We start from the raw sequence: 12,988 nt of genomic DNA on the forward strand, positions 1-12,988 counted from the left end.
CCCTCACCATCGTGAGGACCGAGCTGGGTCGCCAGATCATCATCGCCATGCTCGAAGAGGGCGTGATCGAGGGCAAGCCCGGGGACTCCGATCCCGGCGCCATCGCTCTCATGCAGCGCCTCGCGAAGAAGAGCCGCGAGCGTTGGCCCACGTGGGCCTCACCCGAGGCGCGCATCGGCCTTCCGACGAAGAAGAAGTAGGGACCGGCCCGGCTGGGCCACCACCGGGTGGGCGGTCTAACTCGAGGCGACCTGCTGGATACAGGTCCGCACGGCCGTCTGGACGATCTCACCTGTGCGGGACCCGTCGAGGCTGTTGATGTCCTCGCGGAGCTCGTCGTCGAGCTGCTCGAACTCCTCGAAGGTGATGGTCTCGGCCGCGGGCACGTCCGGGTCGGCGCCGGTGAAGCGGTCGTAGGCACACTCACAGACGGCGTTGGCGGCGGCCGCGATGACCTCGTCGTCGGCATCGGCCAGTTCCACCTTGCAGCCGTCGACGAAGTTGCGCTCGGCGAGGCTCTGACCGTCCTCGACCTGGTCGTCGAAGGACTTGGGGTCGCCGCTCGAGCCGCACGCGGCGGCGACGATCACGATGACCAACAGGGCGGGGAGAAGGCGAATCATCTTGCTCATGGCGCCGCCAACGCTATCGGGCCACGGCGCCGGCGGTGGACCATCCGCACCGGAGAACCTCAGGCGGCGAGCTCGCGTGCCCGGGTGAACACGGCGTCGAGCATCTCGGAGGTGAGGCGACCGGTGAAGGTGTTCTGCTGACTGACGTGGTACGAGCCGATCACCGTCCGGGCGACCCCGTCGTCGTCCACGTCGAACTCCGCCCCGTGGCCGAACTTCGGTCGGGGGCTCACCGCGAAGTGGCGGGCCAACTCGTCGAACGCGAGCTTGCCGAGTGCCACGAGTACGCGCGCCGTCTCGAGAACGGCCAGTTCGCGACGCAGGAACGGTCGGCAGGCGTCACGCTCGGCCGCGGTCGGCTTGTTGGCAGGCGGCGCACACTTGACCGGCGACGTGATGAAGACCCCGTCGAGTTCGAGTCCGTCGTCACGGTCCACCGACTCGGGCTGGTTCGCGTAGCCCGCCCGCCACAACGCCCGGTACAGCCAGTCCCCGGATCGGTCACCGGTGAACATGCGCCCCGTGCGGTTCGCGCCGTGCGCGGCCGGTGCCAGTCCGACGACGACCACACGCGCCCTACGATCCCCGAAGCCCGGGACCGGCCGACCCCAGTACGTCTGGTCCGCGTAGGCGGCACGGCGCGTCACAGCCACCTCCTCACGCCATTCGACGAGGCGGGGGCAGAGCCGACAGTCGACGACTTCGGCGGCGATACGGTCCAGTGAATCCACGGCACCAACGCTAGGTTGACCTCCGCCATGGCCTCCAAGCGAAACTCCCCGCCGAAGCCCACGACGGTCCTGTGGGTCCGTCACGGCAAGACCCCCACCACCGGTGCCGTGCTGCCCGGCCGGGCGAAGGGTCTGCACCTCGCGCCCGAAGGCGTCGCACAGGCCGAACGGGCCGGTCGACGCATCGCCGGGATCGGCGAGAAGAAGATCACCGCCGTCTACGCGTCGCCGATGGAACGCACCCGGGAAACGGCCAAGCCGATCGCACGGGCCCTGGGACTCAGGGTCCGGACCGCAAAGGGCCTCATCGAATGTGACTTCGGCGAGTGGACCGGCGCCAAGCTGTCCGACCTGCGCAAGCTGAAGGAGTGGTCCCAGGTCCAGCAGTACCCCAGCGGGTTCCGCTTCCCCGGTGGCGAGTCGTTCAGCGAGATGCAGGGCCGAGTCGTCGACCAGGCCGCCCGTCTCGTCGCGGCCCACCCGGGCGAGACGATCGTCGCCGTCTCGCACGCCGACACGATCAAGGCGGCCGTCGCGCACGCCAACGGTACCCACCTCGACCTGTTCCAGCGCACCGTCGTGTCGCCGTGCTCGATCACCGCGATCACCTACACCTTCGACGGACCGTACGTCCTCACCGTCAACTCGACCGGCGACGACCTGTCGACGCTGTCACTGTCATGACCGGTCCTCGGAACGCCACCGGAGTCCGGAACCCGTGAACGAGTTCGACCATCTCGACGCCTTCACGACCGGGACCGAGGGCCCACCCGGACAGAGGATCTTCTACCTGCAGGCCCGGATCGGCGAGTCGTTGTTGTCGCTGCGGCTCGAGAAACAGCAGGTGGCCGCGCTGGCCGACTACATCGACGACATGCTGTCGAAGTTGACGGCGGCGACGACGGTGATGCCCGACGACCACGAACTCGAGATCGTCGCGCCCGTGATGCCGGCGTGGATCGTGGGCTCACTCGGTGTCGTCTACTCCGAGAGCGACGACCGCGTCGTGATGTGGGCGGAGGAACTCGCCGACGAGGAGGACGAACGCTCTCCCGAGACCGCCCGCTTCCGCCTCACACGGGGGCAGGCGACGGCTTTCGTCCAGAGGGCCCGGGCGGTCGTCGAAGCCGGCCGTCCACCGTGCCCGTACTGCGGGCGCCCCCTCGACGATGCCGATTTCTGCCCCTGTTACAACTGAGCGATCCGGTGTCCGACACCCCTATCCGCGACCGGCCGCCCATCTCCGCCGACGACGCCCTGCCCGTTCTGCGGGAGGCACCGATGGAGGTCCTCGGGCGGATGCCGTGGAGTTCGAACGCCACGTTCCTCGTGGACCTCGACGACGCCGACCACGACCTGCAGGCCGTCTACAAGCCCGTGCAGGGCGAGCGGCCGCTGTGGGACTTCCCCACCGGCCTGGCGCGGCGCGAGGTCGCGGCCTTCGAACTCTCGCACCACCTGGGTTGGGACCTCGTCCCGCCGACGGTCCTGCGGACCGAGGGTCCCCTCGGCGTCGGGTCGCTGCAACTCTTCGTTCCGGCGGACTTCGAGCAGCACTACTTCACGATCCGTGACGACCCGGCCCACGAGCCCACACTGCAGCGTCTGTGCGCCTTCGACATCATCGCCAACTCGACGGACCGCAAGGGCGGCCACTGCCTGTTCGACTCCAACGGGGAGATCTGGGCGATCGACAACGGTCTGTCGTTCCACACCGACTTCAAGCTCCGGACCGTCATCTGGGACTACGCGGGCGAGACGATCCCCGCGGACATCGTGGCTGAGGTGGCCTCGTTCATCGAGGGCGGGCCGCCAGAGTCGTTCGCGGACCTGCTCGACGACGACGAGGTGGACGCCGCCATGCGACGGGCCTCCGCCCTGATAACCGACGGCTGCTTCCCGGTGGATCACACCGGCCGTCGCTGGCCCTGGCCGATGGTGTGAACGACAACTCCCGTCTGGTCGACGGAGGCGACCTCGACGCCCTCGTTCGCCGCGTGGACGATCTGTGCGCCACACGAGACTGGGACGCTCTGGCCGACCTGCATCGCCGGTGCCGTGCCGCCCTCGACACCGGACGCCAACTGTGGCCGGTCGCGGTCCTCGCTGCGCACAGACTCGCGCTGGGCGCTCCGCCGGCCATCGCGGTGCAGGCCCTCGAGGATCCCGGCACGTTCGGGATCGGACCGTTGACCGAGGTGTTGGCCTCCCGGGCCACATGGGCCGAACTCGAGCCCCACCTGCCGCCCGGAGCGGCGCGGGCGCTCGTGGCGCACGAACGAGTCGCCCGGGGCGAGGACCTCACCGGTGCCGACATCGGCCACGACCCGCTCGACGGCCTGGCGCTACGGCCCCACCCGTGGGAGCCCGGCTGGCCCGTGGCGACCTACACCGACGATGCGGTGACCGTCCCCGAACCGGCGCCGGTCGCCGGAACCCCGCTCGACCTGCCGGAAGCGGAATCCGACCTCGGACCCGACGCGACCACCGCCGCTCTGCGCGGATGTGTCGAGCACTGGGCGTCGGCGTCCAACGGCCGGGTGGAGGTCGTGGCGGTGCGCGGGACGGCCCGCACCGCGATCGCGTCACTCGGGGTGCGCACTGCCGCCGGGTCCGACATCGACACGGCCGACGCGCTCGGTCGACTCGCGTGGGCGTCGGCGTCCGGGGCGGCCCACGCCCGCCGGCGCGGCGCCGCCCGCGGGCGTTTCGACGCCTGGTGGTTCGCCGCATGCGCCCTGGGCCTCGACGACGACTGGCCGCTGGATCCCGACGAACTGGCTCCCGGTGTGGGCGAACTGCGCGCCGTGGCCTGGCGGCCCCGCACCCCCCCGTCGGGCTGGGAACTCCACCTCGCGGTCGAGGATCCCGTCGAGGGCGTCGCCTGGGCGATCAGCGCGACCGACGAACGCCTCACCTGAGAGGCTTCACGCCCCGACTGCGGCGACGAGACCGGTCCCGCTCAGAAGAACGCCGGGTCGACGCCGGTCCCCTCACATCGCTCGCAGGGCCGCAGTTCGCCGCGGCCCACGGATGCGCCCACGCCGTCACAACGGCGGCAAGGGGCCTCACTGTCACGGTCGTGGTCACGATCGTGCGCGGCCACGTCGACGGTGCCGTCGGGGGCGTGCGGTCCGCTCCGGCGGTGGAACCAGCCCGAGAACCAGACCATCCCCACCCAGACGAACGCGATCACCAGCACGAGGGCGAGGAGGTTCACGGCGAGAGCCATCGGTACGAGCCTAGTCAGCGCGCGCCACCCGCCTCACGGCGAGCGGCAGGTTCACCCGCCGATCACAGTGGACTCAGCGCGCTTCGAGCGCCTCGATGAGCTTGGGCAGGACCTTGTGGACGTCGCCGACGATGCCGAGGTCGGCGACCGCGAAGATCGGCGCCTCCTCGTCCTTGTTGATGGCGATGATCGTCTTCGAGCCCTTCATGCCGACGAGGTGCTGGGTGGCACCCGAGATGGCGGCAGCGATGTAGACGTCGGGCTTGACGACCTTGCCGGTCTGACCGACCTGGTAGCTGTAGGGCACCCACCCGGCGTCGACGATCGCCCGAGACGCTCCGGGTGCGCCCTTGAGCTGCTTGGCCAGCTTCTCGATCATCTCGAAGTTGGCGGCCTCACCGAGACCGCGCCCGCCGGCGACGACGACAGCCGCCTCGTCGAGCTTGGGACCGTCGGACTCCTCGACGAAACGGTCCGTGACCCGGGCCGTTCCGGTCGCCCCGAGATCCGGTACTGCGAGGGGCTTGACCTCGGCGGAACCGCCGCCGGACGCTTCGGCCATGAAGGACTTGGGACGCACGAGGAAGATCTGCGTACCGGTGCCGGTGAACGTGGTCTTGACGTTGGTCGTGCCACCGAACACGGGCTCGGTGCCCACCACCGAGCCGCCGTCGTCGGCGAGGTCCACCACGTTGGTGATGACGCCGACACCGAGCTTGGCGGACAGACGCCCGGCGACGTCACGGCCGTCGTAGGTGGTGCCACACAGCACCACGTCGGGGCCGGTACCAGCCTCCACCGCCGCCGCGACGGCAGCAGCGACGGCCGGGCCCGCGAGCCCACCACCGAGGTCACCGGTCGCATGGACAGCGGTCGCGCCGTGCGCACCCAGCGTCTCGGCGAGACCGTCTCCGTCGACGCCACAGAAGGCCTCGACCGTGTCACCCAGCTCGCGCGCCTTGGCGAGCATCTCCAAGGTGATGCTCGCGACAGCGCCGTTGGACTCCTCGGCGAACACCCAGATCGTTCCGACACCCATGACGCCTCCTAGAGGACCTTCAACTCGTCGAGGAAGGCCACGATTCGCTCGTGGGCGTCTCCCTCGTCGACGACGATCTCGCCGGCCTCACGCGTGGGCGCAGGCGAGATGTCCACGATCTGTTGACCACCGCCGGCCCAGCCGACGTCGTCGGCGGTGAGGCCGAGATCGGCGACGCCGAGCACGTCCAGTGGCTTGTTCTTCGCCGCCATGATGCCCTTGAACGACGGGTAGCGGGGTTCGACGACACCAGCGGTGACCGATACGAGCGCCGGCAGCGGAACCTGGACCTCGTCGTAGCCGGACTCGGTCTGGCGTCGGATCGTCGCGGAGCCGCCGTCGATCTCGATGGCCTTGGCGAACGTCACCGACGGGAGCCCGAGGAGTTCGGCCAACTGCTCGGGAACGGTGCCCGTGTAGCCGTCGCTCGACTCCGTCGCCGCCATCACCAGATCGGGCTGCGTGCGCCCGATGGCGGCGGCGAGCACCTTCGCCGTGCCGAGCGCATCGGTGCCGGCCAGCGCGTCGTCGGTGATGAGGATCGCCGAGTCCGCGCCCATCGCGAGAGCGGTACGAAGGCCGTTCGTCTCCTCGTGGGGAGCCATCGAGACGAGGATGACATCGCCCTCGCCCGCATCGTCACGCAACTGGAGCGCCATCTCGACACCGTACGAGTCGGACTCGTCGAGAATCAGCTTCATGTCACGCTTCAGCGTCTTGGTTTCGGGATCGAGCACACCCGGATCGGCTGGATCCGGGATCTGCTTCACACAGACGACGACGTTCATGAAGATGAATGATGGGTCACGGAGGCCGGTGCGGCAAAATCACCCCGGCACCGATCTCACCGAATGATCGCAGGTGACGCCGTGAAGGTCCTTCTCATCGTGAACCCGATGGCCTCCTCGGTCACCCCGCGCGCCGAGGTCGTCATCCGACGGATCCTCGCGAGTGACCACGATGTGGATCTCGCCCACACGGTCCGCCGGGGCCACGCCACCCGACTCGCCGCCACCTCCATCGCGAAGGGGACCGAGGTGGTCGTCGTCTTCGGCGGCGACGGGACCGTGAACGAGGTCGCGAACGGCCTCGTCGACTCCGACACCGCGCTGGCGTGCCTACCGGGGGGCTCGACGAACGTCTTCTCCCGGACGCTCGGCATCCCCGACGATCCCGTCGACGGCGCCGAGGTCCTGTTGAACGCGATCCACGGGAACCGGATACCCCGCATCGGGGTCGGCGACGTGAACGGACGCGTCTTCCTGTTCCACGTGGGCGTGGGTTTCGATGCCGCCGTGGTCGAGCAGGTCGAACGGCGGGGCGAACTCAAGCGCTGGCTGAGTCACCCCCTGTTCGCGCTGGCCGCCGTCGACACGTGGTTCCGTGGTTCGCAGCGGTGGCGACACTCGTTCACCGTCGACTTCGACGTGGGCGACCCGGTGGTCGACGGACGATTCGCCGTCGTGTTGAACTCGAACCCCTACACGTACCTCGGCTCGCGCCCCTTCGACATCGCGCCGGAGGCGACCCTCGACAGGGCCCTCGTCGCGGTCACCGTGACCGACATGCACGCCCGGGCGATCGTCGGCATGGCCGCCACCGCGCTGCGGGGCCGCACGAGCCTCGCCGACCACCCGGCCGTCGACTACCGCACCGACCTCGACGGCCTCACGATCACCGCCGACGTCGGCCTACCCCACCAGGTGGACGGGGACTTCCTCGGCCGGGTGACCGAACTGCGGTTCCGTCACCGACCGGCGGCCCTGCGTCTCGTCCACCCCGGCGCCGCTCCCGTCATCTGAAGTCTCACCGGCGCCACAGCTTCAGCGGGCCTCGTCGACGACACGACGCGCGATGTCGGGATGGTCGGTGATGAGCGCGTCGACCCCCAGCGCGACGAGTTCGGCCATGGTCGCCTCGTCGTTGACCGTCCATGCGCCGACAGTCAGCCCGGCGGCGTGCGCGGTGGAAACCAGACCCGGCCCCACGAGCCCGAAGTACGGGTAGATCCCGCTGTGTCCGAGGCCTGCGGCGCGTGCGACCCACTGGGGGGCCGAGACCGGGTCGTAGAAGAGCACGACAGTGGCCAGACGGTCGTCGATCGCCCGGATCCGGTTCAGGGTCTCCACGTTGAACGACGACACGAGCGCCTCGTCGTAGGGGCGGTAGGCCGCGATGAGGCCGGCGACCGCCACCGAGATCTGGTGCTTCTCGTCGTAGTCGGGGTCGGCCGGGTCGTTCTTGATCTCGACGTTGACCCCCATCCCGGCGGCCGCCTCGAAGGCCTCGGCGAGCGTCGGGACGTCGTCACCGAGTTCAGCCGCCGGTGTCCGGGCGACGATCCGCCCGTCGGCGGTATGGGCATCGTGGTGGACCACCAACACGTCATCCGCGCTGCGGCGAACGTCGAGCTCGACCCAGTCGGCGCCGAGTTTCCCCGCCAGCGAAAAGGCCTCGAGCGTGTTCTCCGGGGCCGCGCCGGAGGCACCCCTGTGTGCGACGACGATCGTCATGGCCTCCCCCACCCCTGTGTGGACATCATCTCTGATCACCCTTGCGACGAGCCCGAACCCGCTGTAGTGTCGCCGTGCTCCGGTTCCGCCTCAGGGCACAGCAACGACCGGACATGTGAATTCGATCACAAAAGAACGACGGGCGGCAAACCCCTGCACCCCTATCCGCCCCTGGAGGTTCCGTGGCACTGACGATCGTTCCGCCGGCGCATGTCGATGCCGACTGGAGGGCAGGCGCGGCGTGTCGAGACACCGACCCCGCGTTGTTCTTCCCGGTCGGCACCACCGGACCGGCACTGGACCAGATCGCCGCCGCGAAAGCCGTATGTCTCGCCTGCGAGGCCCGCGAGAACTGCCTCGAGTTCGCCCTCAGTACCAACCAGGACTCCGGTGTCTGGGGCGGTGCATCCGAAGAGGAGCGCCGTGCCATGCGGCGCCGTCGCCAGGCCGCGGCGCGCGCGGCCCGCGCCTGAGCCTCCCCGCAGCGACGGCTCACCACAGGAAGCCACCGATCCGCACCAGTCCGGAGATGTCGGCGACCTCGCCGGCCAGGATCGGCACCGCCACCTGGATCGCAGGATCCACGCGTAGCTCGCTGCGCAACTCCGCCTCACGGCTCGCGGGCACGCGGTAGGCGAGAAAGCTCTCCGCCAGTTCGCACAGCACGCGACTCACGTCGTCGGCGGAATGCGTCGACCGGACCTCGACGCCGATCTCGGTGGCACGTTCGGCGAGCTGACGGGCCGAGGCCTCGGCCGCCGGATCACGTAGACCGTCGGGGAGGACCCGGTTAAGCACCACCCCGCCCAGGTGAAGTCTGCGCTGCGCGAGAGCGTCGACGAACCAGGAGATCTCCGACACCGCCGACGATTCGAGAGTGGAGACGACCACGAAGCTCGTCCGACGGGTGCGGATCGTGCGCTGCACCGCCTCGGCCCGTTCCACGAAACCGGGATACATCGAACGGAAGAGAAGAAAGAACTCGGCGATGTCGCCGAGGAACTGGGTCCCGAGCGTGCGCTCGGCCACGACGCCGAACGACCGTGACGCCGCCCCGACCAGGCGGGATCGCGCGGGGATCGTGAGCCACCGCAACAGGCGGCTGTCGAAGAACTCGGCCATCCGTTCCGGCGCCTCCAGGAAATCGAGCGCATGGCGCGATGGTGGCGTGTCCACGACGATCAGGTCGTACTCGCCGGACTGGTGCAGTTCGTGGAGCCGTTCCATCGCGATGTAGTCGTGGCTGTGGACGAACTTCGCCGTGATGTTCGTGTAGAGCGGGTTGGACAGGATCGCGTCCCGGGTCCTGTCGTCGGGAGAATGGCGCGACACCAGCCGGTCCCACGACGCCTTGGTGTCGAGCATGGCCACCCACAGCTCGCCCCGTGGCTCCGATCCGGTGGCCGCGGCGAGGGCCCCGGGATCCACACGGCGGGGCTCGTCGCCGAACCCGTCGATGCCGAGGGACTGGGCCAGTCGCCGTGCCGGGTCCACCGTGACGACGAGCACGCGGCCGCCGAGGCGCGTCGCCGCCATCAGCGCGGCCGTGGCCGCGGTGGTCGTCTTGCCGACCCCACCCGCGCCGCAGACGATCACGATCTCACGCGATGCCAGGAGCCGCTCGAGCACGGACGCCCCCGCGCCGGCCGCCGGCGTCACGACCGGGACCGACCCACGGCGGCGTTCACAGCAACTCCTCGCCCAGGGCCTCGGCGAGTTGGTTGGTGGTGCGACGACCGTGGACCCGCATGAAGAGCTCGGGCAGGTACACGACGCCGACCCCGGGCTGCAGACCCTCACGCAGCGTCACGAGGTGGCGGGCCCGGCTGCGCCGGAGAGCGACGGCGAGAGCAGCCGCGTCCAGAACGGAGGTGACCCCCTCCCCCACCGACCCGACGAGAAGCCTGGTGGCGGCCGGTTCGCGCAACTCCTCGAAGATCTCCTCCTCGCCCCGCCCGAATAGCTCGGGCAGGACACGGTTGACCACAACGGCTGCGAGGTCCACCTCGGTCTCGTCGTCGAGGCGCTCGGCGAGCTCGAGCGTCTCGGTGACCGGCATCTCCTCGGGTGTCGCCACGATCACCGTGCCGGTGACAGCCGGGTCCGTGAGCAGCTCGAGCATCCAGTCGGTCTGCTCGCGGACCATGCCGAAACGCACCAGCTCCCGAATCGCCGCCGGCGCGGAGAGTTGGCCGACGACGTGTCCGGTCGCGGGAGCGTCGACGACCACGAGGTCGTAGTTGTTCTCGCGGACCTCGTACGCGAGCTTTCCCATCGTCAGAACCTCGCGCACGCCGGGCGCCGCGGTCGCGACGAAGTCGAAGACCCGGGCCAATGGTCCGATGCGGGTGAGCAGCGGTATGCGCACGAAGATGCGTAGGTACTCCTCGAGCGACTTCTCGGTGTCCATCGCCATCGCGAACAGGCCCGGTTGCACCCGGCGCGGTTCGAAGACGAGCTCACCGACCTCGAGGTAGCTGGCGAGATCGCCCCGGCCGTCGACATCGCACACGAGGGTTCGCCTGCCCTCGGATGCGGCGAGGGTCGCCAAGGCTGCAGCAACGCTGGTCTTTCCGACGCCACCCTTTCCGGTGACCACGAGAAGGCGCCGGTCCAACAGCGGCGTCGGGCTCACCTCAGGCTGAACCGGAATGACGGGTCGGCGGTTCCACCGGGCTCAGGCTGCGCCGAATCCGATCTTCGATGCTCCGTCGTCGATGCGGATCTCGACCCAGCCCACACGTGCCACGGGTACCCCGACCTGACGGCCGCGGCGATCCGTCATCCAGATGAGACCCTCCGGGGACGCGAGCGCCTCGTCGAGTTGGGCGCGAACGTCGTCGGCCTTCGCCTCGTCGGGCATCTCGATGATCAGTTCTTTGCCGGTGTCGGCGGCACCGATACGGACCTCCACGGCGTGACCTCCCAGGTCGTTCAGTTGAGAATCTTGAGTTCGGGGTGATCGCGCCGGGTGGGCGCCAGTTCCTCGTCCACACGCCGGGCGATCTCGGCGAAGATCCCGCCCGCCTCCCCCGAGGGGTCGGTGGCGACGAGCGGGTTTCCGGTGTCGCTCCCCTCACGCAGGGCGGGAACGAGCGGGATCTTGCCCACGAGGGGGACTCCGAGCCGCTCTGCGAGCGTCTGGCCGCCTCCCGCGCCGAAGAGTTCGTAGCGGGTGCCGTCGTCGCCGGTGAACCAGGACATGTTCTCGATCACGCCACGGACCTCGAGGCGCACCTTCTCGGCCATCAGACCCGCCCGCTGCGCCACGCGCTGCGCGGCGGGCTGGGGGGTCGTCACGACGTACACCTCGGCACGGGGAAGGAACTGCGACAGCGACAGTGAAATGTCACCGGTCCCCGGCGGCAGGTCCACGAGCAGGAAGTCCGGATCGTCCCAGTAGACGTCGGTGAGGAACTGCTCGAGCGCCTTGTGAAGCATGGGGCCCCGCCAGATGACCGGCTGGTCGTCGTCGGCGAAGAAACCCATGGAGATGCAGCGCACACCGTGCACCTCGGGCGGCACCAGCATCTCGTCGATCACGACGGGGGGCCGGTCGATCCCGAGCATCCGGGGGATCGAGAATCCCCACACGTCGGCGTCGACGATGGCCACGCTCTTTCCGCGGGCGGCGAGAGCGACGGCGAGGTTCGTCGTGACCGAGGACTTGCCGACACCGCCCTTGCCCGAGGCGATGAGAAGAACCCGCGTGCGGCTCGACGGATCAGCGAAGGGGATCTCACGGCCTTCGGCATGACCGTGGGCATGGCCCGAGCCGGCCGTGGCAGACGGGTCGCCGATGAGCTTCTCGCGCAACTCGGCCCGCTCGGCGTCGGTCATCACCGTGTAGTCCACCGAGACGTTCGTCACGTCGGCGAGACCCGCGACGGCGCCCGAAACCCGGTTGTCGATCTCAGCGCGCATCGGGCAGCCCTCGATGGTGAGAGCGACGCGGATAGCGACGTCGCCGCCGGTGATCTCGATCGAGCGCACCATGCCGAGTTCGACGATCGATCGGTGCAGCTCCGGGTCTTCGACTCCTGCCAGCACGTCGAGTACATCGGCTTCGGTGGGCATGGTCCTCCTCAGCGGGTCCGGGTGGGGGCGCGGTCGGTAGGCTACCTACGTGGATCGGGCGCCGCTCACCCCAACGGAGTTCTCCTCCGCGGTCACTGCGATCACCTCCGCGTTCGGAGATCCGACCCGACGCGACATCTACCTGTTCGCCCACGAGCACCCCGAGGGTGTCACCGCGGGCGCCACGGCCAGCCAGTTCGAACTCCACCCCAACGTGGCCCGCCACCACCTCGACAAGCTCGCCGCCGGCGGGTACCTGGAGGTCGCGATCGAGCGGGCCGGCGCGGCCGGGCGGCCGTCGAAGCACTATCGCGCCGCAGAGGCCGGCATCGCTCTGGAGCTGCCGGTCCGCCACCACGACATCCTCATCTCGCTGCTCGGACGGGCCCTTCAGCTGCTGTCACCGACCCAGGCCGAGGAGCTCGCCGAGGAGGTCGGACGCGAGTACGGCCGGGCGATGGCTGCCACCATCGGACCGGACCAGACGGGCCAGCAGTCGTTCCGCTCGGCCCTGCACACCGTGGCCGAGGCCCTGACCGCCCACGGATTCGCCGCCCATGCAGAGAACTCGGCGGGAGAACTGCGGATCGTCTCTGAGCACTGTCCCTTCGGCGGCGCCGCCGTCGAACACCCGGTCATCTGCGCGGTGGACCGGGGCATGGTCCAGGGGATGCTGGGAGCCCTCTACGGCGAGGCCTCGGCCGAACAGCGCGTCACCCTCCCCAAGGGCGACGACCACTGCGTCACCACCGTCTCGAACTGAG

At 69.5% G+C, this 12,988-nt stretch carries 18 protein-coding genes; 8 read left to right on the forward strand and 10 right to left on the reverse strand.

The window, feature by feature from the left end:
* The coding region (locus RIE08_06115; GenBank protein MEQ8717167.1) for an oxidoreductase at positions 1-200 on the forward strand (200 nt) is incomplete at its 5' end.
* A 36-nt stretch (positions 201-236) separates the two neighbouring features.
* On the opposite strand, the gene RIE08_06120 is transcribed toward RIE08_06115, so the two are convergent.
* Both RIE08_06120 and RIE08_06125 read right to left on the reverse strand, forming a co-directional pair.
* A complete protein-coding gene (locus tag RIE08_06120; protein ID MEQ8717168.1) occupies positions 237-632 on the reverse strand; it encodes a hypothetical protein in 396 nt (131 codons plus the stop codon).
* 59 nt (positions 633-691) lie between these two features.
* Complete coding sequence (locus tag RIE08_06125) at positions 692-1,363, reverse strand: uracil-DNA glycosylase (GenBank protein MEQ8717169.1); 672 nt, start codon at positions 1,361-1,363, stop codon at positions 692-694.
* A gap of 27 nt (positions 1,364-1,390) precedes the next feature.
* Here RIE08_06125 and RIE08_06130 point away from each other — a divergent pair, with 27 nt between their 5' ends.
* The 4 genes from RIE08_06130 to RIE08_06145 are packed head-to-tail and all read left to right on the forward strand — an operon-like array spanning position 1,391 to position 4,284.
* On the forward strand, positions 1,391-2,047 hold the full coding sequence (locus tag RIE08_06130; GenBank protein ID MEQ8717170.1) for an MSMEG_4193 family putative phosphomutase: 657 nt from the start codon (positions 1,391-1,393) through the stop codon (positions 2,045-2,047).
* A gap of 34 nt (positions 2,048-2,081) precedes the next feature.
* Positions 2,082-2,561: a DUF3090 family protein gene (locus RIE08_06135; protein MEQ8717171.1), complete on the forward strand. Its 480-nt coding sequence runs from the start codon at positions 2,082-2,084 to the stop codon at positions 2,559-2,561.
* An 8-nt stretch (positions 2,562-2,569) separates the two neighbouring features.
* Positions 2,570-3,307, forward strand: a complete 738-nt coding sequence (locus RIE08_06140; GenBank protein MEQ8717172.1) for an SCO1664 family protein — start codon at positions 2,570-2,572, stop codon at positions 3,305-3,307.
* Positions 3,304-4,284: a hypothetical protein gene (locus RIE08_06145; GenBank protein MEQ8717173.1), complete on the forward strand. Its 981-nt coding sequence runs from the start codon at positions 3,304-3,306 to the stop codon at positions 4,282-4,284. The genes RIE08_06140 and RIE08_06145 overlap by 4 nt, the downstream gene beginning before the upstream one ends.
* A 41-nt stretch (positions 4,285-4,325) precedes the next feature.
* Here RIE08_06145 and RIE08_06150 read toward each other — a convergent pair whose 3' ends face one another.
* The 3 genes from RIE08_06150 to RIE08_06160 all read right to left on the reverse strand — a co-directional run bounded on the left by RIE08_06150 (position 4,326) and on the right by RIE08_06160 (position 6,422).
* Positions 4,326-4,595, reverse strand: a complete 270-nt coding sequence (locus RIE08_06150) for a hypothetical protein (protein MEQ8717174.1) — start codon at positions 4,593-4,595, stop codon at positions 4,326-4,328.
* A gap of 73 nt (positions 4,596-4,668) precedes the next feature.
* Positions 4,669-5,634, reverse strand: coding sequence for an electron transfer flavoprotein subunit alpha/FixB family protein (locus RIE08_06155; protein ID MEQ8717175.1), 966 nt, complete (start codon positions 5,632-5,634; stop codon positions 4,669-4,671).
* An 8-nt stretch (positions 5,635-5,642) separates the two neighbouring features.
* The gene (locus RIE08_06160; protein MEQ8717176.1) at positions 5,643-6,422 is read right to left on the reverse strand and encodes an electron transfer flavoprotein subunit beta/FixA family protein; all 780 of its coding nucleotides are present in this window, start codon (positions 6,420-6,422) and stop codon (positions 5,643-5,645) included.
* 63 nt (positions 6,423-6,485) lie between these two features.
* Here RIE08_06160 and RIE08_06165 point away from each other — a divergent pair, with 63 nt between their 5' ends.
* Positions 6,486-7,436 (forward strand): diacylglycerol kinase family protein, encoded by a 951-nt coding sequence (locus tag RIE08_06165; protein MEQ8717177.1) that lies wholly within the window; start codon positions 6,486-6,488, stop codon positions 7,434-7,436.
* Between the two features lie 21 nt (positions 7,437-7,457).
* Here RIE08_06165 and RIE08_06170 read toward each other — a convergent pair whose 3' ends face one another.
* The gene (locus tag RIE08_06170) at positions 7,458-8,147 is read right to left on the reverse strand and encodes a glycerophosphodiester phosphodiesterase (GenBank protein ID MEQ8717178.1); all 690 of its coding nucleotides are present in this window, start codon (positions 8,145-8,147) and stop codon (positions 7,458-7,460) included.
* Positions 8,148-8,329: 182 nt separating this feature from the next.
* On the opposite strand from RIE08_06170, the gene RIE08_06175 reads away from it, so the two are divergent.
* Positions 8,330-8,620 (forward strand): WhiB family transcriptional regulator, encoded by a 291-nt coding sequence (locus RIE08_06175; protein MEQ8717179.1) that lies wholly within the window; start codon positions 8,330-8,332, stop codon positions 8,618-8,620.
* Positions 8,621-8,639: 19 nt separating this feature from the next.
* On the opposite strand, the gene RIE08_06180 is transcribed toward RIE08_06175, so the two are convergent.
* The 4 genes from RIE08_06180 to RIE08_06195 are packed head-to-tail and all read right to left on the reverse strand — an operon-like array spanning position 8,640 to position 12,224.
* A complete protein-coding gene (locus RIE08_06180) occupies positions 8,640-9,806 on the reverse strand; it encodes an ArsA-related P-loop ATPase (protein MEQ8717180.1) in 1,167 nt (388 codons plus the stop codon).
* Positions 9,807-9,831: 25 nt separating this feature from the next.
* The gene (locus RIE08_06185) at positions 9,832-10,782 is read right to left on the reverse strand and encodes an ArsA-related P-loop ATPase (protein MEQ8717181.1); all 951 of its coding nucleotides are present in this window, start codon (positions 10,780-10,782) and stop codon (positions 9,832-9,834) included.
* Positions 10,783-10,824: 42 nt separating this feature from the next.
* Positions 10,825-11,061 carry a DUF3107 domain-containing protein gene (locus RIE08_06190; GenBank protein ID MEQ8717182.1) on the reverse strand — a complete coding sequence of 79 codons (237 nt, stop codon included), beginning with the start codon at positions 11,059-11,061 and terminating at the stop codon, positions 10,825-10,827.
* A 20-nt stretch (positions 11,062-11,081) separates the two neighbouring features.
* Positions 11,082-12,224: an Mrp/NBP35 family ATP-binding protein gene (locus RIE08_06195; GenBank protein MEQ8717183.1), complete on the reverse strand. Its 1,143-nt coding sequence runs from the start codon at positions 12,222-12,224 to the stop codon at positions 11,082-11,084.
* A gap of 49 nt (positions 12,225-12,273) precedes the next feature.
* Between RIE08_06195 and RIE08_06200 the strand changes: the two genes are divergently transcribed.
* Positions 12,274-12,987, forward strand: a complete 714-nt coding sequence (locus RIE08_06200) for a helix-turn-helix domain-containing protein (protein MEQ8717184.1) — start codon at positions 12,274-12,276, stop codon at positions 12,985-12,987.
* Position 12,988: the final 1 nt, after the last annotated feature.

This window comes from Acidimicrobiales bacterium (assembly GCA_040219085.1).
Classification (GTDB): Bacteria; Actinomycetota; Acidimicrobiia; order Acidimicrobiales; family JAVJTC01; genus JAVJTC01.